General features: G+C 69.9%; 17 protein-coding genes. 4 read left to right on the top strand and 13 right to left on the bottom strand.

The window, feature by feature from the left end; all coding sequences use genetic code 11:
* Both ACIBVP_RS23345 and ACIBVP_RS23340 read right to left on the bottom strand, forming a co-directional pair.
* Positions 1-480 carry an XRE family transcriptional regulator gene (locus ACIBVP_RS23345; RefSeq protein ID WP_396108360.1) on the bottom strand — a complete coding sequence of 160 codons (480 nt, stop codon included), beginning with the start codon at positions 478-480 and terminating at the stop codon, positions 1-3.
* Positions 481-613: 133 nt separating this feature from the next.
* The gene (locus tag ACIBVP_RS23340) at positions 614-1,567 is read right to left on the bottom strand and encodes a bifunctional riboflavin kinase/FAD synthetase (protein ID WP_396108359.1); all 954 of its coding nucleotides are present in this window, start codon (positions 1,565-1,567) and stop codon (positions 614-616) included.
* A gap of 160 nt (positions 1,568-1,727) precedes the next feature.
* On the opposite strand from ACIBVP_RS23340, the gene ACIBVP_RS23335 reads away from it, so the two are divergent.
* Positions 1,728-3,221: an amidohydrolase family protein gene (locus tag ACIBVP_RS23335; protein WP_396108358.1), complete on the top strand. Its 1,494-nt coding sequence runs from the start codon at positions 1,728-1,730 to the stop codon at positions 3,219-3,221.
* Between the two features lie 116 nt (positions 3,222-3,337).
* On the opposite strand, the gene truB is transcribed toward ACIBVP_RS23335, so the two are convergent.
* Positions 3,338-4,243: a tRNA pseudouridine(55) synthase TruB gene (truB, locus tag ACIBVP_RS23330; RefSeq protein WP_396108357.1), complete on the bottom strand. Its 906-nt coding sequence runs from the start codon at positions 4,241-4,243 to the stop codon at positions 3,338-3,340.
* 67 nt (positions 4,244-4,310) lie between these two features.
* On the opposite strand from truB, the gene ACIBVP_RS23325 reads away from it, so the two are divergent.
* The gene (locus ACIBVP_RS23325; RefSeq protein ID WP_396108356.1) at positions 4,311-4,865 is read left to right on the top strand and encodes a GNAT family N-acetyltransferase; all 555 of its coding nucleotides are present in this window, start codon (positions 4,311-4,313) and stop codon (positions 4,863-4,865) included.
* Between the two features lie 494 nt (positions 4,866-5,359).
* Here the strand turns inward: ACIBVP_RS23325 and ACIBVP_RS23320 are convergent, their stop codons facing one another.
* Both ACIBVP_RS23320 and ACIBVP_RS23315 read right to left on the bottom strand, forming a co-directional pair.
* A complete protein-coding gene (locus ACIBVP_RS23320; RefSeq protein WP_396108355.1) occupies positions 5,360-6,649 on the bottom strand; it encodes a nitrate/nitrite transporter in 1,290 nt (429 codons plus the stop codon).
* Positions 6,650-6,774: 125 nt separating this feature from the next.
* Positions 6,775-8,082 (bottom strand): MATE family efflux transporter, encoded by a 1,308-nt coding sequence (locus tag ACIBVP_RS23315; RefSeq protein ID WP_396108581.1) that lies wholly within the window; start codon positions 8,080-8,082, stop codon positions 6,775-6,777.
* A gap of 59 nt (positions 8,083-8,141) precedes the next feature.
* On the opposite strand from ACIBVP_RS23315, the gene ACIBVP_RS23310 reads away from it, so the two are divergent.
* A complete protein-coding gene (locus ACIBVP_RS23310) occupies positions 8,142-8,663 on the top strand; it encodes a CGNR zinc finger domain-containing protein (RefSeq protein WP_396108354.1) in 522 nt (173 codons plus the stop codon).
* Here ACIBVP_RS23310 and ACIBVP_RS23305 read toward each other — a convergent pair.
* Positions 8,660-10,027 carry a Gfo/Idh/MocA family protein gene (locus ACIBVP_RS23305; RefSeq protein ID WP_396108353.1) on the bottom strand — a complete coding sequence of 456 codons (1,368 nt, stop codon included), beginning with the start codon at positions 10,025-10,027 and terminating at the stop codon, positions 8,660-8,662. The two genes, ACIBVP_RS23310 and ACIBVP_RS23305, sit on opposite strands and share 4 nt — an antisense overlap.
* Before the next feature lie 130 nt (positions 10,028-10,157).
* Between ACIBVP_RS23305 and ACIBVP_RS23300 the strand changes: the two genes are divergently transcribed.
* The gene (locus tag ACIBVP_RS23300; RefSeq protein ID WP_396108351.1) at positions 10,158-10,403 is read left to right on the top strand and encodes a hypothetical protein; all 246 of its coding nucleotides are present in this window, start codon (positions 10,158-10,160) and stop codon (positions 10,401-10,403) included.
* Here the strand turns inward: ACIBVP_RS23300 and ACIBVP_RS23295 are convergent.
* The 7 genes from ACIBVP_RS23295 to ACIBVP_RS23265 all read right to left on the bottom strand — a co-directional run bounded on the left by ACIBVP_RS23295 (position 10,386) and on the right by ACIBVP_RS23265 (position 17,738).
* Positions 10,386-11,249, bottom strand: a complete 864-nt coding sequence (locus ACIBVP_RS23295; RefSeq protein ID WP_396108350.1) for an SIS domain-containing protein — start codon at positions 11,247-11,249, stop codon at positions 10,386-10,388. The two genes, ACIBVP_RS23300 and ACIBVP_RS23295, sit on opposite strands and share 18 nt — an antisense overlap.
* A 123-nt stretch (positions 11,250-11,372) precedes the next feature.
* Positions 11,373-12,491: an ABC transporter ATP-binding protein gene (locus ACIBVP_RS23290; RefSeq protein WP_396108349.1), complete on the bottom strand. Its 1,119-nt coding sequence runs from the start codon at positions 12,489-12,491 to the stop codon at positions 11,373-11,375.
* A 155-nt stretch (positions 12,492-12,646) separates the two neighbouring features.
* Positions 12,647-13,573, bottom strand: coding sequence for a carbohydrate ABC transporter permease (locus tag ACIBVP_RS23285; protein WP_396108348.1), 927 nt, complete (start codon positions 13,571-13,573; stop codon positions 12,647-12,649).
* A 73-nt stretch (positions 13,574-13,646) separates the two neighbouring features.
* A complete protein-coding gene (locus tag ACIBVP_RS23280; protein WP_396108347.1) occupies positions 13,647-14,576 on the bottom strand; it encodes a carbohydrate ABC transporter permease in 930 nt (309 codons plus the stop codon).
* Between the two features lie 93 nt (positions 14,577-14,669).
* The gene (locus ACIBVP_RS23275; protein ID WP_396108346.1) at positions 14,670-15,893 is read right to left on the bottom strand and encodes an extracellular solute-binding protein; all 1,224 of its coding nucleotides are present in this window, start codon (positions 15,891-15,893) and stop codon (positions 14,670-14,672) included.
* Between the two features lie 136 nt (positions 15,894-16,029).
* Positions 16,030-17,013 carry a bifunctional oligoribonuclease/PAP phosphatase NrnA gene (locus ACIBVP_RS23270; RefSeq protein WP_396108579.1) on the bottom strand — a complete coding sequence of 328 codons (984 nt, stop codon included), beginning with the start codon at positions 17,011-17,013 and terminating at the stop codon, positions 16,030-16,032.
* A gap of 281 nt (positions 17,014-17,294) precedes the next feature.
* The gene (locus tag ACIBVP_RS23265) at positions 17,295-17,738 is read right to left on the bottom strand and encodes a hypothetical protein (RefSeq protein ID WP_396108345.1); all 444 of its coding nucleotides are present in this window, start codon (positions 17,736-17,738) and stop codon (positions 17,295-17,297) included.
* Positions 17,739-17,935: the final 197 nt, after the last annotated feature.

Genomic DNA, 17,935 nt, shown 5'->3' with positions numbered 1-17,935 from the left:
CTACTGCGGCTGTCCCGCCCTCCGCAGCAGGTCGGCGAGTTCGGGGAACCTGCCGTTGAGCAGGCTCGCCGCCGCCGTCAGGTCGTTCGCCTCGGCGACGCGGCGCAGCGCGGCCACCGCCACCCGGTCGTTGCGCCCGATGTCCACGGGCAGGTTGTCCCTGGTCACGGACGGGCGGGAGGCGCGGACCTCCTCGAGCGCCCGCATGAGGGCTTCCTTCTTGCCCGCGGCGACGTCCGGCACGAGGATCTTGCGCTCGAGCATGATCAGCCGCGCGAGGACCGCGGGGTTGCCGATCTTGGCCCGGCGACCGCTCATGACCTGGCTCAACATGGGCGCGCTGATGCCGAGCACGTCGGCCAGGAACGCCTGCGAGATGTCGAACGCCACGACGAGACGGCGGACCCGGTCGCCGAGCGGCTCCCCGTACCACTCGCGCTGCAGCGCGAGATTGCGCTGGACGATCTTGTGGTCCTCCACTTTGGCACTCCCCGTGTCCCGCTCACCCTGACGCACTGTGTTCGATCCCGATCCCAGAGCATCTTGCCAGGCAAAGTTCGCGCAGCGCGGCAAATCCGGACAGCTGTTCGCATCTGCACGGATCGCCGACGGGTCACGCGAGCAGATCGCGGGTTCTCGTCACGTCCCGGTGCATTTCCTCGACCAGCGCGTCGGAGCTCTCGAACCGCTCCATGTCCCGCAGCTTCGCGACGAAGTCGATCGCGACCCGCTGGCCGTAGAAGTCCTCGTCGACGTCCAGGACGAACGCCTCGACGCGCCGTTCCCGGCCGGAGAAGGTGGGGTTGGTACCCACGCTGACCGCCGCACCGAGCGGTCCCCTGGCAGGCGCGTTGAGCAGCGAGAACCGAGCCGCGTACACACCGTCGGCGGGGATGGCCGCGTACCTGGGGGTCGACAGGTTCGCCGTCGGGAAGCCCAGTTCGTGCCCACGCCGGTCGCCGCGCACGACGATGCCCTCGAGCCGGTGCGGCCTGCCGAGCGCGGCCTCGGCGGCCGCCACGTCCCCGGCGTTGATGCAGGCCCGGATGTAGGTCGAGGAGAATGTGATCTCCTCGCCAGCCGCGTGGTTGGGGACGGTGACGAGCTTGGCCCCCTCCACGGAGAAGCCGAACCGCTGCCCGAGGTGGTGCAGCGTCTCGACCTTGCCGGTGGCCTTGTGCCCGAACCGGAAGTTCTCCCCCACGACCACCGCGGCGACGTGCAGCTTCTCCACCAGGATCTCGTGCACGAACTCGTCGGCGGGCACCTTCGACAGGTCCAGCGTGAACGGCAGCACGCAGAACACGTCGACGCCCAGCTCCTCCACCAGCTCGGCCTTGCGCCGGAGGGTGGTCAGCTGGGCCGGGTGGCTCCCGGGCCGCAACACCTCGGACGGGTGCGGGTCGAAGGTGACGAGCACACTCCTGACCCCGCGTTCCTCGGCGAGCGCCACCGCACGCCGGATGAGTTCCTGATGACCGAGATGCACCCCGTCGAACGTCCCGATGGTGGCGACGCAGCGCCCCCAGCCACCCGGTAGGTCCTCCAGCCCACGCCAGCGTTGCACGGCACCACCCTACGCAGTCGCTCGCGCCGACCTCCGGCAACTCACCCAAGCGGACTCTCCGTAGTCACGACCGCCCCGATCGAGGGTATGGATATCCACAGCTGAACTGTGTGGTTTTCCCCAGTGCGCGCACCCGCCCCGGCTCGGGAACATCGTGGCCATGACGAGCAACCTCACCCGACGCACCATGATCGTCGCCGGCGCGGTCACCGGCCTCACGGGCGCCGTGTTCCGCGGTGCCGCCACCGCGGAACCGCGCGGCGGCGGCACCGCGTTCACCGACGCGACCGTGATCGACCCGGCGTCGGGTCGCGTCCTGCCGGACGTGACGGTCCTGGTCCGCGGCGACACGATCGTCGACGTCGGCAGGCACGTCCGGCCGGACGGCGCCAGGCGGGTGGACCTGCGGGGCCGGTTCGTCATCCCGGGACTGGCCGACATGCACACGCACGCACAGGCGGAGGGCATCGACAACGGCCTGTACGTGGCGAACGGCGTGACGACCGTCCGGGAGATGGCGGGCTCACCGCTGGCCAGGGACTGGCGGGACCGCATCGAAGCGGGCACACTGCTCGGCCCGAGGTACACCGTCGGCAGCAGGTTGATCGACGGCGCTCCGTCCATCTGGGATCCGGCCTGGCTCGACGTCGTGCAGGTGAGCGACGCGGCGACGGCCCGCGCGGCGGTGCGCGAGGAGATCGCCCGCGGCGCCGACTTCATCAAGGTGTACTCCCGCGTGCCCAGGGACGCCTACCGCGCGCTGGCGGCGGAGGCACAGCGCCACGGCGTGCCCTTCGCAGGCCACTGCCCCGACGTCGTACCGCTGGCGGAGGCGGCCGACCTGGGCCAGGCAAGCATCGAGCACATGTTCTGGACGCCGTTCGAGTCGTCGACGAAGGAGGCGTGGATCCGCCGGGAGATCCAGCGGATCCGGTTGGAGCGGGGCGACTACTCGGGCTGGTTCGCGGCACTGCACCCGCTGGAATGGACCGCCGCGCACACCTACAGCCCGGTGAAGGCCCGCCACCTGCACGCCAAGCTGGCCCGCAGGCGAGTCCGCCAGGTCCCGACGCTCGCCATGCACCGAGGCCTGGACTTCGCCCGCACGCTCGACACGAACCACCCGCGCAGCAAGTACCTGCCCGCGTCGTCGCTGGCGAGTCAGGAGATCGCGCTGCGGGAGTTCTACCTGAAGGACCGGGCCCCGTCCGAGGACGCGGAGTGGGCGGCGATGTTCGACCACCGCCTGCGCACGGTCCGCCGACTGCACGAGGCTGGCGTCCCGCTCATGACCGGCACGGACACCGGCACGGTCGCGGTGTGGCCGGGCTTCTCCGTCCACGACGAACTGGAACTGTTCGTGTCGGCGGGTATCCCACCGATGGCCGCGCTGTACGCCGCCACCGCGGAACCGGCCGACTTCCTGGGCACCCGCACGGGCCGCATCGCCCCGGACCACGCCGCCGACCTGGCCATCCTCGACGCCAACCCGCTGGTCGACATCCGCAACACCCAGAAACTGTCCGGCGTCGTGGTCCGCGGCCACTACCTCGACGAGGCAGCCCGCCTGCAGGTCCTCGCGGACGTCGAACGGACAGCAGCCGCCTCGTCCGGTGCGGCCTTATCGCCGGGCTGCCCGTGCCACACCGGCTGATCACGACGTGGCGCGGCGCAGCCCGTGACTCGACGACCCGACCACCTGGACACGGCTCCAGTCGCAGCTTGACAACTACACAGAGACACACCCGAAAGCCCGCGCACGCGCCATTGTCAGGCCGTGATCAGGACGACGACGGAGCGCGATGCCGGCCCCTCGTCGACGGCGAGCGCGATGGCGCGGCCCTCCGGGTCGAAGACGCCGTAGGTGCCGTCGATGCCCGCCGCGGGCAGCCGCTGCCCCATCAGCAGGGACTTCGCCTGCCGGTAGGGCACGTCGTGGCGCGGGAACGCGGCGGCGACCGCGTCGTCGAGCGGCATCGACAGTCCGGGGTTCTCGGCGAGCTTTTCCAGGGTGGTCACCACGCGCAGGTCGAACGGGCCAACGCGAGTCCGGCGCAGCGCCGCCAGGTGGCCGCCCACACCGAGGTCCGCGCCCAGGTCCCTGGCGAGGGCGCGGACGTAGGTGCCGGAACTGCACTCGACCATGACGTCCAACTCCAGGCCACCGTCGTCGCGGCGGGTGGACAGCAGGTCGAAGCGCATCACCTCGACCGGGCGCGCGGGGAGTTCCACCCGCTCACCCGCGCGCACCCGGGCGTAGGCGCGCTTGCCGTCGACCTTCACGGCGCTGACCGCGCTCGGCACCTGCTGGATGTGGCCGGTGAGCTTCGCGATGCCCGCCCGCACCGCGTCGTCGGTCACCCCGGAGGCGTCCGAAGTGGACAGCGTCTCGCCCTGCGCGTCGTCGGTGGTCGTCGCGGAGCCGAGGCGGATGGTCGCGAGGTAGGCCTTGGTGTCCAGTGCCAGGTGCCCGAGCAGCTTCGTGGCGCGCTCGATGCCGAGCACGAGCACGCCCGTCGCCATCGGGTCGAGGGTGCCCGCGTGACCGACCTTCCTCGTGCCCATGATCCGCCGCACCTTCGCGACGACGTCATGGGAGGTCATCCCGTCCGGCTTGTCGACGACGACAAGCCCAGGCGGAACAGCGACACGTTGTTTGGCGGCTGCGGGTGGCACGGTCAACTATCCTGACACGCCCGCGACCGCCGATCACCGCCCACCCGGCAATGTTTCCTTGGCAACCATGACAACCGACCTCGCCTGTCCGGGCGACCTCCCCGACGGCACCGTCCGGCTGCGCCCGTGGACGCCGGACGACGTGGCGTGCGTCGAAGAGGCGGCCACGGACCGGCGGATCGTCGAGGCCACCACGGTGCCCGGGCAGTACACGCCCGCGGAGGGGCTCGCGTTCATCCACCGTCAGCACGGGCGCCTCGTCTCCGGCCAGGGCGTGTCACTGGCCATCGCGGACCACCGCACCGGTGAGGCGCGCGGCCTGGTGATCCTCCAGCTCCGTCCACAACCGGGAGTGGCGGGTCTCGGCTACGGGCTCGTGCCCTCGGCACGGCGGCACGGACTCGCCCGCCGCGCCGTCGGACTCATGACGGAGTGGGGGCTGGGCACCTTCGCCCGCATCGAGGCGTGGGTCGAACCGGACAACGAGGCCTCGCAGCGGGTGCTGGCCGCCAACGGATTCCAGCAGGAGGGGCTGCTGCGCAGCTTCTTGGCGTTCGGCTCACGACGCGCCGACGTGCTGGTCTACGCGCGAATCCGGGACGCCCCTGGACTCCGCGAATAGGCCGTGTCGCCAAAGGAAGCTGGCGGGTGTCCACCTCGCTGCATAACCTGTTGACTCGTGTAGCTGTCTGTGACGTCAACGCGCAGGTGTCATCGCCGTCGCGCCAGGCGAAGCAGACGAGTTGATCACCAACGAGCAGAAGACCGCGCTGGACGCCCTTCACCTGCGCAAGATCGAGCAGGGAGATCGCATATGCCCACGCCTCCGGCAAGCCGATCTCGTTCACCGATCCCGTCTGACCAGTAGACGCTTCGTGGTGCGCGTGGACGACGAGTCTCGGTCAGCCTCGGAACGTGGTGCTAGAGGGTCTTCGAAGGCCGCAACGTCGCAGAGCGCAGGTTCAACCGGCTCAAGCAGTGGCGCGGGCTCGCGATCCTCCGCCAGGCGCCGTTGCGCTGTCGTCGCCGAACAGCCCGTACGCAGCAGCCCACGGCCCTTACCGGCACGCAGGTCCCGCCACGCGAGCCGGTGCGCGCCTGCCACCGGGCACAGCTCTAGGCCGGGGCGAGGTCCCACGCGCGGCGGCGGATCTGCACCGGGACCTCCTCGCCGCGGGACACCGCGTCGAAGACCGCCGCGCGGGCGCGGCGCCACCAGACCGATGTGCGCCACAGTCCCAGCGCCAGCACCGCCACCACGGACAGGAACGCGATCCGGAACGCGGTCGCCGTGGCCAGCGGTTCGGCCAGGTCCAGCAGCACGCCCACCGCCAGCGCCGAGACGGTGATGGCCACGAACCCGCCCACGTTGACCACGCCGGTCGCGGTGCCGACGCGGCGCAGCGGGTTGTAGTCGCGGGCCAGCGCGAAGCCGATCGTCGACGCCGGGCCGCCGAGGGAGAGGAACGCGAAGCCGGTCACCAGCAGCCACAGCGGTACCCGCCCGCCGGGCCAGCCCAGCAGCACCGCCCACACGCCGAGCGCGACGACGAGGTAGCCGACCACCATCGGGGTGCGCCACTCCGGGCGCCTGCTGATCACGGTGCCGACCGTGGGGCCACCCACGATCGCGCCGACGACCAGCAGCGACAGCAGCAGGCCCGCGGTCGCCGTGCCCGTGCCCTGCGCCTGCACGAGGTACGGGTAGCCCCACAGCAGGCCGAGCATCGCCGGCGCGAACATCGTCGAGAAGTGCACCCAGAACCCGAGCCGGGTGCCCGGCGTCCGCCACGCGTGGCTCACCTGCGTGAGCACCGTCCGCAGCGACTCGGTGCGGTCGACGGGCTCGGGCACGGCACCGACGGGGTTGTCCCGCACCCGCAGCACCAGCACGACCGAGTACAGCGCGGTCGCCGCGCCCGCGACGGCGAACGTCGCCGTCCAGCCGACGTTCGTGAGCAGCAGTGTCAGCGGCATCGTCGAGATGAGGTTGCCCAGCGAACCCAGCGCGGCGGTGAAGGCGGCGAGCACGGCGTACCTGCGTACGGGGAAGTGTGCGGCGACCAGGCGCAGCACGCTCACGAACGTCATCGCGTCGCCGACACCGAGCACGGCGCGGGCGAGCAGGCCCAGCGGGTAGGAGGTGGCGAACGCGAACAGCAGCTGCCCCAGCCCCATCAGTGCCGCGGCGACCGTGAGCACGCGCCGCGGGCCGTAGCGGTCGACCAGCATGCCGGTCGGCACCTGCATCAGCGCGTACACACCGACCTGCAGCACCGTGAACGTGCCGAGCGCCGCCGGACCGAGGCCGAACCGCTGGCTCGCCTCCAGGCTCGCGACCCCGAGCGAGGTTCGGTGGAACACCGCGGCCATGTAGACCAGTACCGCGGTCACCCAGATGATCATTGCCCGTCGGTAGTGCTGCGGGGCCAAGACTCTCCGTTCGCAGGGTCGTCGGGGGTTGTCCACCGAGTACAGCGCGACAGACCGCGAAATCGTTAGCGAAGCTAAACGTGCGCTTCACCACACGCTTACACGCGGACCGCTCCCGGCACGGCCCACCGGCCCGACCGGGTGCGGCCGACGACCGTGCCCAGGCGCACCACCATGAACAACGTCAGCCCGGTCCAGATCCCGGCGAGCCCCCAGTCGAACGCGAACGACAACCACACGAACGGCAGGAACCCGGTGATGGCGGCGAAGATCGTCGCCGTGCGGAGGAACGCGGCGTCGCCCGCGCCCAGCAGCACACCGTCCAAGGCGAACACCACTCCCGCGACCGGTTGCAGCGCGACGAAGAACCACCACGCGTTCGGGATCTCGCCGAGCACCGACGCGTCCGAGGTGAACGCGTGCGGCAGCACACCGGCGAGCGCGGCGAACACCACACCGAGCACGCACCCGAACACGAGCCCGTACCCGGTGACCTGCCAGGCGAGCCCGTTGGCGCGCCGATCGTCCTCGGCCCCCAGTGCCGCGCCGACCAGCGACTGCGCCGCGATCGCGAACGAGTCCAGCACCAGCGCGAGGAACGACCACAGCTGCAACACGATCTGGTGCGCGCCGACCGCTGCCGTCGAGTGGTGCGCCGCGACCGTGGTCGCGGACACGAAGCACGCCTGGAACGCGAGGCTGCGCAGCACGAGGTCCCGCCCGAGCGCGAGCTGCGCGCGCATCTTCGCCGGTTCGGGCCGCAGCGGCACCTGCTCCGCACGCAGTGCCCGCAGGAAGAACGTCGCACTGATGACCTGCGCGGTGACGTTCGCGATGGCGGAACCCTCGAGCCCCCAGTCGAACCCGTAGACCAGAAGCGGGCACAACACGGCGGAGATCCCGTTACCGGCCAGCACGTAGCGCAGCGGCCTGCGCGCGTCCTGCACGCCGCGCATCCACCCGTTGCCCGCCATCGTGACGAGGATGAACGGCGTGCCGAACAGCGCGATGCGCAGCCAGCTCACCGCCGCGTCGGCGACGTCCCCCTGTCCGGCAAGGAGGTTCGCGATCGGCGCCGCGAGCAGCTGGCCGACCGCGATGAGCGCGAACCCGACGGCGAGCGCGAGCCAGGTCGCCTGCACGCCTTCGGCCACCGCCTCCGAGCGACGGCCCGCGCCGTGCAGTCGTGCGGTCCGGGCGGTGGTGCCGTAGGACAGGAACGTCAGCTGCGTCGAGACCTGCGCGAGCACGATCGCGCCGACGGACAGCGCCCCCAGCGGCACCGCGCCGAGATGACCGACGACGGCGGTGTCGACCAGCAGGTACAGCGGCTCGGCGGCGAGAACCCCGAGCGCGGGTACGGCGAGGCCGAGCACCTGTCGCAGGGACACCCGCTCGACCACCACAAACTCCCGTAAGGTGTGCACCACACTTTCGCCCCTGACGGTAGCTGTAAGGACCAGGAATGGACAACGCCGATTACCTGGATGTGGCGCTGAGGTTGACGAACGCCACACTCGACGACGTGGCGGACCTGCGTGCGGCACTGCACGAGGAGCCGTGGTGGTCCACGCGCGCGGGCGAGTCCGACCTGGCCGCGCTGCGTCCGGTCGCCGAGGGCCTGCGCAGGACGCTGGCACACGCCGTCGCTGGCGACAACGACGGCGTGCTCAAGGAGGTCAACGCACTACTGGCCACGCACGCACCGGGCCCACGACTGTCGGCGGGCCACTCGGCCGAGCCGAACTGGCACATCCACATGGCCGACCCGGACGCGTCGCCCGCGACGGAGGTGGCGGCCGCGGCGGCGTGGGGCATCGCGCACGGCATCGTCCACCATGGACTCAACCGCTGGGGCCACTGCGCCGCCGCGGACTGCGACAACTACTACCTCGACACGTCGACCAACCGCGCCAAGCGGTTCTGCTCACCGCGCTGCGCGAACCGCGTGCACGTCGCGGCGTTCCGCTCCCGCAAGCGAACCTAGGCAGGCTTTTCCGAGTCGGTGCCCGGGTGCGGGGTCTGCCAGCGGCCGCGGGTGAAGTCGGGGAACTCGACGGACGCGCCCTTGCCCTTCACCGACAGCACCGACAGCGGGTACGGCGCGTTCCACGCGGCGGAGTCGTACACGTCGATGTCCGGCGGCAGTCCCAGCTGGAGCGTCTGCACGAGGCGCCACAGCATGATGTAGTCCATGCCACCGTGCCCGCCGGGGCCGGGGCCGACGTCGGTCCACAGCCAGTGGTCGTAGGTGGCGTACTCGTCGAAGGAACCCCACTGGTCGTTCGACTGCGCGGGCTCGAGGTAGATCCGCGGCGGGTAGTCCTCGAACACGCCCTTGGTGCCGGCGAGGTGGTTGAGCCGCGAGTACGGGTGCGGGTTCGACACACCGTGCACGATGTGGATCACGCGCCCGCGCGCGGTCTGGATCAGGCTCATCGTGACGTCGCCGTTGACGTAGGTCTCCTGCCACGTCGGGTCACCGGCCGGCATGTGCGCGGCGCGGTACTCGGCCAGGCCCAGGGCAGGCGTGCTCATGGAGGTCATCCGCACGAACCGGTCACCGCGGTTCAGGTCCATGTACGCGGCGACCGGGCCGAGGCCGTGGGTGGGGTACAGGTCGCCGTTGGTCGTGGTGTGGAACTTCCTGCGCCACTGGTCCTCGTAGTACGTCTTCGAGAACAGCAGTTCGCGCAGGTCGTGCAGGTAGGCGCCGGAGCCGTGGAGCAGCTCGCCGAAGAGGCCTTCGTGCGCCATGCGCAGCGCGCGCAGCTCGTTCCGCCCGTAGCAGCAGTTCTCCAGTTGGACGCAGTGCCGTCGCGTCCGCTCTGACGTGTCGACGAGATCCCACAGGTCCTTCAGCGTCAGCCCGATGGGGCACTCGACGCCCACGTGCTTGCCGGCCCGCATGGCGGCGAGCGCCATCGGCGTGTGCCACTCCCACGGCGTCGCGACGTACACGAAGTCCACGTCGTCGCGTTCGACCATGTTGCGGAAGTCCTCGTCGCCGCCGGTGTACACGGCGGGAGCGGGCTGCCCCGCGTCGGTGACCACCTTGGCCGCGGCGGCGGCGAACTCGGGCCGGATGTCGCAGAGCGCGGTCACCTTCGCTCCGGGTACGGCCAGCAGCAGCGGCAGCATCCCGCCACCGCGGTTGCCCAGCCCGATGATTCCGAACCGCGGGTTGGCGAACCCCTCGAACGGGACCCCGATCATCGACTTGCCACGCGCGGCGGGAGCGGCGGCGGTGTCCGCGTCGGCCACGCCACCGGTGGTGGCCGCGAGTCCGACACCCGCGATGGCCGCTCCACGCAACATCGACCTGCGTGAGATGCCCGACTGCTCACCCATTGCAAGATCCCCGATCTCTCGTGCGTGAAACCGCGCGCTTTCAAGCACTATCACACAGAAGCTCGTGGGAAAGCTACGGCCAATCGGGGTAGTCGGAAAATTCGATCGCGCACCTGGTCAGACTGGGCCCATGACGTGCGCGAACTGCGGCGGGACCGGCCCGCTCCGCCGGGAGCTGTGCGCCACCTGCGAGGCACGATCCGCCTGGGAAGCCCTGTCGGCGTCCGGACGAGCCGAGTTCGACGCGCTGCTGCGCGGGAAGAAGCACATCCAGGCGATTGCCGCACTCCGCGACCACGTCACCCCGCGCCCCAGCCTGCCCGCGAGCGTCACGCTGCTCGATCTGCGCGCGGCGGAGCTAGCCGAGGATGACTGACCGGTCCAGGTTGCGCGGCCGGTCCGGGTCCAGCCCGCGCGCTTCCGCGACAGCGTCGGCCACCCGGTGGGCACGGACCAGCGACACCAGCGGATCACCGTCGAACAGCTCGACGTGCGCACCGGTCCGGCGCACCTCGTCGACCAGCCCGGCGGGCGCCGTCCCGAACACCCACACCACCCGGCCGGGCGCGGCGATCGAGATCGGGCCGTGGCGGTACTCCATCGCGTAGTACGACTCGGTCCACGACTGCGTGGCCTCGCGCAGCTTCAGCGCCGCCTCGTTGGCCAGGCCGATCGTCCACCCCGTCCCCAGGAACGTCCACTGCTCCGCGTCGAGCAGCTCCGACGGCAGCGGGGTCGCCAGCTCCTCGGTCGCGGCGGCGGGCAGTCCGGCCAGCCGCTCCCCCACCGACGCGCGCAGCAGCACCAGCGCCGACGTGGCGAACCTCGTCTGCACCACCGACTTCTCGTCGGCGAACTCCAGCGCGACCACGGCGTCGGCCGCGGACGAGATCGGAGTCGCCGGGTCGGCCGTCACCGCGACGGACGGCACCGCCGTGTTCGCCAGCGCGGCCAGCACCTCGGTCGTCGTGCCGGACCTCGTCAGCGCCAGCACGCGGTCGTAGCGCCTACTCGCCGGGAACTCCGATGCCGCGAACGCGTCGGTCTCGCCGTGGCCCGCCGCCTCGCGCAGCGCCGCGTACGCCTGCGCCATGTAGTACGACGTCCCGCAGCCGATCACCGCCACCCGCTCACCGGCGGCGGGCAGCGCGTCGGCGGACACCTCCAGTGCGCGCTCCCACACCGACGGCTGGCTGGCGATCTCGTCCCGCAGGTACGTCATGACCCAATCCCCTTCTGCGCGATACTGCTTGTTTCATCCTACCTTCACGCACAATCACGCACATGGTCCCGGGCAGCAAAAAGCCCGGGACCACCAGGTGGCCCCGGGCTCTCGCACAAGGAATCAGTCGGGCAGGCGGTCACCGGTGTCGGCGTCGAACAGGTGCACCGCACCCGGCTGCGGCACCAGGCCGACCTTCTCGCCGCGCTGGAAGTTCGACATGCCCTCCGCGCGGACGGTGATCGGCGGCGGCGCGGCGGACTCCTCGGCACCGCCCTCGTCCGTGGCCAGCTGCGGCGCGCTCGTCGAGCAGTACAGGAACTGCTCGGAACCCAGCTCCTCGATGACCTCGATCGTGGCGGAGACGCCCTCGCCCGCCGGCTTCAGCAGCCAGCCCTCGGGCCGGATGCCGACGACGACCTTCGAGCCGGTCAGCGCGGACTTCTGGGCCGGGGTCAGCTCGATGGCCTGGCCGCCGATGACCGCACCCTCACCGTTCACGGTGGCCGGGATCAGGTTCATGGCGGGCGAACCGATGAAGCCCGCGACGAACAGGTTCTTCGGCTTGCCGAACAGACCCATCGGGGTGTCGCACTGCTGCAGGATGCCGTCCTTGAGCACCGCCACGCGGTCACCCATGGTCATGGCCTCGATCTGGTCGTGCGTCACGTAGATGGTGGTGACGCCGAGCCGCCGCTGCAGCGACGCGATCTGGGTACGGGTCTGCACACGCAGCTTCGCGTCGAGGTTCGACAGCGGCTCGTCCATGCAGAACACCTGCGGACGGCGCACGATCGCGCGGCCCATGGCCACGCGCTGGCGCTGACCACCGGAGAGCTTGGCCGGCTTGCGGTCCAGGTACGGCTCCAGGTCCAGCAGCTTCGCGGCCTCGAGCACACGCTCGGCCCGCTCCGCCTTCGGCATCTTCTTGATCTTGAGGTGGAAGCCGATGTTGTCCGCCACCGTCATGTGCGGGTAGAGCGCGTAGTTCTGGAACACCATCGCGATGTCCCGGTCCTTCGGCGGGAGGTCGGTGACCTCGCGCTCGCCGATGCGGATCGCGCCCTCGTCGACGCCTTCGAGGCCCGCAAGCATGCGCAGGGTGGTGGACTTGCCACAGCCGGACGGACCGACCAGCACGAGGAACTCGCCGTCCTCCACCTCGAGGTTGAGCTGGTCGACCGCGGGCCGGTCGGTGCCCGCGTAGTAACGGCTCGCGCCGTCGAAGGTCACTGTCGCCATGGTGATCCTTTCCATCCGCCGGTCGCAAGACCGCACCTCATCGTCGCGGCCCGGTACGAAACCGGCGCGCGAGCACAATCTAGAGCAACAAACAACTGAATACCACGATTCAGAATCACGAATTCGCTGAGCGGAGCCTGCGGAGCGAACATCGGCTACTTCACTCCGCCCGCGGTGAGGCCCGAGACCAGGTGCTTCTCAATCATCGCGAACAGCGCGACGACGGGCAGGATCCCGATGAGCGAGATGGCGAAGACGTACTGCCACGCCGACTCGTACTGACCGATGAACCTGGTCAACGCCACGGTGAGTGGCTGGTTGGTGTCGGTGGGCAACAGGATGAGGCTCGCGGCGAACTCGTTCCAGCAGGCGATGAACGTGAAGATGATCGCGGTGACGATGCCCGGCCACACCAGCGGCAGCATGATCTGCCGCATCGACTGGGTCCGCGAGCAGCCGTCCAGCCAGGCCGCCTCCTCGATCTCCTTCGGCACGGTCGCGAAGAAGCTGTGCATGATCCACACCGCGAACGACAGGTTGAACGCCGCGTTCACGAGGATCATCGCGAGCCAGGTGTCGTTGATCTCCAGCGTCACGAACTCGCGGAACAGGCCGGACGCCAGCACGGTCGGCTGCAGCATCTGCGTGACCAGCACGAGCAGCATGAACGGCAGCTTCAACCGGAAGTTGTGCCGCGCGGTGTAGTAGGCGGCGGGCAGGGCCGCCAGCAGCGCGAGCAACGTGCCGCCGAGCGAGATCACCACCGTGGACAACAGGTTGTCCGGCAGCGGCGTCTCCGGTGTGCCCCACATGTTGATGAAGTTGTCGAGCTTCACATCCGTCGGCAGGTACTCCGGCGGCACCTTCAGGATCTCCTGACGCGACTTCAGCGAGCCGGTCAGCATGATCAGGTACGGGGCGAGGAACACCAGCGCGACGACCACGCCGACGGCCGTCAGGCCCCAGCGCTTGGGCTCCTTCCTGTGCGGTGCGGCCGACGTGCCCGCACCGGCGACGGTCCTCGGCGGATCGAGAACGGCTCCTCGCGTCGACGTCATTGGTTCGCTCGCAAGCTCGCTCACGACCGCTCCTCGCAGGCTCCGAGCGGCCGCTCGCGGTCGCCCTGGTTCTGATGGTTCGCTCCGCAAGCTCCGCTCACGCCGACACCTCCCGCATTGGCTTGACCACCTTGAGGTAAACGCCGATCACGACGACGATCACGAGGAAGTTGACCACCGACAACGCGCTCGCCGTGTCGATCTGCCGGTCGTTCTGGATGAGCTTGAACATGAACGTGGTCGTGGTGTCCGCGTCGTTGCCGGGGATCGAGCCGGTCATGGTCTTGAGGATCGGCAGCGAGTTGAACACGTTGATGATGTTGATGATCGCGGCGACCGCGAGCGCGGGCCGCAGCATCGGGAACACCACCTGCCAGTACGTCTGGATCTTGCCCGCGCCGTCGATGGACGCCGCCTCCAGCACGTCGTGCGGCACGGTCTGCAGGCCGGACAGCACCACGAACGTCGTGAACGGTACGGACACGAACACCGCGACCGCCATCGCGGACAGGAACCCGGAGGTCGCGCTCTTGAGGAACCCGAACGGCTCGTCGAGGATCCCGATGTCGACGAGGAACTTGTTGATGATCCCGTAGAACGGGTCGAGGCCGTACACGAAGACCGTCGAGGTCATCACGACCGACGCCGCCCAGGGCACGATGATGACCATCCGCAACGTTTTGCGGCCGGGGAAGCGCTTGTTCAGGAACTGGGCGAGACCCAGCGAGATCACCACGGTCACCAGCACGACGCCGACGGTCCAGATCACCGTGTTGGTGAGGACCGTCGGCAGCGGGTCGAGGCCGAACACGCGGACGTAGTTCTCCACGCCAGCCCAGCCGCGGTCCTTGCCGAACCGGGACAGGTCGCGGAACGACGTGTAGATCATGTAGCCGACGGGGAAGATCACCACCCCGACGATCAGGAGCAGTGCCGGGGCCAGCCACGGCAGTGCTTGCAGCGTCGTCTGCCGGCGAGCCTGCCGCCGCAACGCCGCCGAACGAGCCTTGTTACCTGCTGTTGCCACCCGAGCACCCTCCTGGGTACCGGTGCGGGGCCCTGATCAGACAGGGCCCCGCACCGGCCGTCTTACCGTTATACGCCTCTGCCCAGCTTCCGCTCAGCCCTCGGCGTCGGCCTTGGCCTGGATCGACTTGAGGACCTCGTCCACCGACTTGGTCTCGATCTGGCCCACGTCCGACTTGAAGGCACCCGAGGTCTGGCCCCACGCCGGGTTGGTGGCCGGGTAGAACTTCGCGTCCGGCAGGGACTCGAGGAACGTCTTCAGCTCCGGCTTGGCCGCGGCCGCCTCGGCACCCGACTTGGTCGCCGGGATGAAGCCCTCGTTGTCGTTGAACTTGACGTAGTTCTCCTGCTGGTAGAAGAAGTCCAGGAACTTGGCGATCGCGTCCTGCTTGTCCTCGTCCTTGTTGAAGCCGACGAAGTAGTCAGCGACACCAAGGGTGACCGGCTGGCCGTCCTTGGTGGGGCTCGGCGCGATCTCCCAGTCGAGGTCCGGGTTCTTCTCGTTGATCTGGCCGACGATGGGCGGCAGGCCCTCGATCATGCCGATCTTGCCCTGGATGAACACGTCCAGCAGCGGCGTGCGGTCGGTCGCGCCCGGGTTCGGCTGGGTGGCGCCCTCCTTGATCATGCGCTGCATGAACGTGAGGGCTTCCTTGGCCTCCGGCGTCTCGATCGTCATCTTGCCGTCCTTCTCCCAGGACGCGCCCGCGCCGTACGCCCAGATGGACGTCTCGGCCTGGGCCTCCTCGGAGCCGAGCGGCATGCCGTAGCCGTAGACGCCGTTGCCGAGCGCGGAGATCTTCTTCGCCGCGTCGAGCAGCTCGTCCCACGTCTTCGGTGGCGCGCTGATGCCCGCCTGCTGGAAGAGGGTCTTGTTGTAGAACAGGGCACGGGTCGAGGCCACCGAGGGCACGCCGTAGGCGACGCCGTCGATCTTCGCGCTGTCGATGAAGGACGGCTCGATGTCGGCGTACGTCTCGGGCGAGACGATCTCCTCGGCCTTGTAGAGCAGGTCCTCGGACCCGTAGGCCGGGCCCGCCGCGTCGAGTTCGAGGATGTCGGGCGCCTTGTTGTTCTGGATCTTGGTGTCCAGCACGGTGTAGATGTCGTCCCAGCTCTGGGTCTCGAGCTTGACGTCGATGTTCGAGTTCTCCGCCTCGAAGTCCTTGACCAGCTGCTCCCAGTACGGCTTGGTCTTGTCGCCGTAGAGGGGCACGAGCAGCTCCAGGCTGACGTTCTCCCCGTCGCCGCCGCTGCCCGAGTCGCTGCCGCAGCCGGCGAGTCCGAGCGCCGCCGCGGTCACCACCGCGACTGCCATAGTGACGCGCCTCAAGATGTCCTCCGTTTCCGCCTGGCCGGTCCGGTCCGCCTGGCTGGGTCGCCGTCCCGGACCTTGGGACCCGAAACGGCGATTGGTTTATACCACTTGTTCACCCGAACGCCGCCCATCGTCTTCAAGTGGTTACGAGGGGCACCGGTCGGCGCAACATCTCCCGCACCCGCGCCACGACGTCCGCCGCCGTGCCGGTCGTCGTGAACCCGGCCGCGAGCCGGTGGCCGCCGCCACCCATCCCGACGGCGACGACCCGCACGTCGACCGCGCTTTTCGCCCGCAGCGACCCCGACCACTCACCGGGCGCCATCTCCTTGATGACGAGCGCGACCTCGGCCTCCGTCGTCGTGCGCAGGATGTCCACGACGGCCTCGACCTCCTCGAGCCGCACTCCCGCCATGTCGGCCAGGGTCACGGCGGTGTGCACGAGCCCGTGCCCGCCCGCCGCCTCGGGTTCCAGCTCGGCCCGGTCGAGCACGCGCGCCAGCATCGGCAGCCACGAGAACGGGTGCCCGTCCATCAGCTCCCGCGCGATGGCCGACGGGTCGGCACCGGCCTCGACCAGCCGGGCCGCCATCCGGTGGGTCTCGGCGGTGGCACGGCGGAACGAGCTGGTGTCGGTCACGAGTCCGGCGTACAGACACCGCGCGATGTCCGGATCGAGCGGGATGTCCAGTTCGTCGATCAACGCGAGCACGAGCACGGCCGTCGCCTCCGCGGTCTCGTCGACGACGTGGAGCGTGCCGTACCGGGTGTTGGAAGCGTGGTGGTCGACGACCAGCACGCGTCCGCTCGTGCCGACCCGGTCCTCGAGCCAGCCGAGCCGGGCCGCGCTGCCGGTGTCGAGTGCGACGAGCAGCGCGGGCGCGGCGGGCACCTCGGCCGCGGGCACCACCAGCCCGGCCGTGTCGAGCCCGCGCAGCGACTCCGGCACCTCGGCGGGCGGACCGAACGAGACCCGCACGGCCGCGCCCCGCTTCCGCAGGGCGAGCGCCAGCGCGAGGGCACTGCCGAGCGCGTCCGCGTCCGGGTTGACATGTCCGAGCAGGGTCACGTCGGCCGCGTCCCGGAGCAACTCCGCGGCGGCACGAAGATCGGCGGTCAGCACTCGGACAGCCTCACGCAACCACGCGGGTGGCGTCCAGTGGAAAGTCAGGGCACTCGCTCGACCAGGAAGTCGACGACCTCCGGGAGCACACGCGTCCAGGGCCTGACCAGGCAGTCCGTGCGACAGACCACCGACAGCCTGACCACGGACGGCATGTTCACCGACAACCCCGCCGATCGCCGCGCCCGGCTCATGACATTGACCGCCACCGGCCGCACCGCGGCGCGTGGAGGCGCGGCAGGCTCACCGACGCCGAACGCGATCAGCTGTCCGACCTGCTACTGGGTGGCGACACAGGGGGACTCGGCATCGAGCAGTAGGCCGTCCTTCTCGTTGTCCCGCAACGACATCCGGAAGCCGTCGGCCGGGCTCTCGACCCACACGTAGTGGCGCTCGGGGCGCAGATCGTCCAGCACCTCGAAGTCGTGGGTCTTCCACCAGCGCACCATCGCGTCGAAGGGGCGGTCGGCGTCGGTCAGGCCGCGCACCCGGTACGTGGTGCGGACGATCGCGCGTCCGGCGGGCTCGCCGCGGCACGGTCCGGAAACGGGTGCGGCAGCGGCCTCGAGTCGCGCCTCGGGCAGCGCGGCGGCGGCACGCTGGATGTAGCTCTCGACCCGTTCGTAGGCCTCGGACTCCGTCACCTGGTCGACCTCGCCGCCGCTACCGCACCCGGCGAGCACGATCCCGGCGGAGAGCACCGCGGGCAACAAGCGCTTCATGGCTCGCGGCGCGGTCCGCGCAGCGCCGTCGTGGGCATCGCTGTATGCCGAAACACTGCAACCACAGGGCACAACCCGCCTTCGTTGTGGTGCCGTCGCCCCCGGGACGGCACAGCACCTCGGATTCCGTAGTGGACACGTCCACCGCGGTGTGACGAGGATAGCCGCGCCGTGGTGCCAGAATCCGGGGAAATCGC

This window comes from Actinophytocola sp. NPDC049390 (assembly GCF_044466355.1).
Taxonomy (GTDB): Bacteria; Actinomycetota; Actinomycetes; order Mycobacteriales; family Pseudonocardiaceae; genus Actinophytocola.
This window is presented reverse-complemented; position numbering and strand designations above follow the sequence as displayed.

Excerpts from the sequence above, each read along its gene's own strand:
- ACIBVP_RS23325 (WP_396108356.1), top strand. The coding sequence starts at position 4,311 with ATGACAACCGACCTCGCCTGTCCGGGCGACCTCCCCGACGGCACCGTC.
- ACIBVP_RS23295 (WP_396108350.1), bottom strand. The coding sequence starts at position 11,249 with ATGACGTACCTGCGGGACGAGATCGCCAGCCAGCCGTCGGTGTGGGAG.
- ACIBVP_RS23275 (WP_396108346.1), bottom strand. The coding sequence starts at position 15,893 with ATGGCAGTCGCGGTGGTGACCGCGGCGGCGCTCGGACTCGCCGGCTGC.
- ACIBVP_RS23290 (WP_396108349.1), bottom strand. The coding sequence starts at position 12,491 with ATGGCGACAGTGACCTTCGACGGCGCGAGCCGTTACTACGCGGGCACC.
- ACIBVP_RS23320 (WP_396108355.1), bottom strand. The coding sequence starts at position 6,649 with ATGATCATCTGGGTGACCGCGGTACTGGTCTACATGGCCGCGGTGTTC.
- ACIBVP_RS23335 (WP_396108358.1), top strand. The coding sequence starts at position 1,728 with ATGACGAGCAACCTCACCCGACGCACCATGATCGTCGCCGGCGCGGTC.
- ACIBVP_RS23310 (WP_396108354.1), top strand. The coding sequence starts at position 8,142 with ATGGACAACGCCGATTACCTGGATGTGGCGCTGAGGTTGACGAACGCC.
- ACIBVP_RS23305 (WP_396108353.1), bottom strand. The coding sequence starts at position 10,027 with ATGGGTGAGCAGTCGGGCATCTCACGCAGGTCGATGTTGCGTGGAGCG.
- ACIBVP_RS23265 (WP_396108345.1), bottom strand. The coding sequence starts at position 17,738 with ATGAAGCGCTTGTTGCCCGCGGTGCTCTCCGCCGGGATCGTGCTCGCC.
- ACIBVP_RS23300 (WP_396108351.1), top strand. The coding sequence starts at position 10,158 with ATGACGTGCGCGAACTGCGGCGGGACCGGCCCGCTCCGCCGGGAGCTG.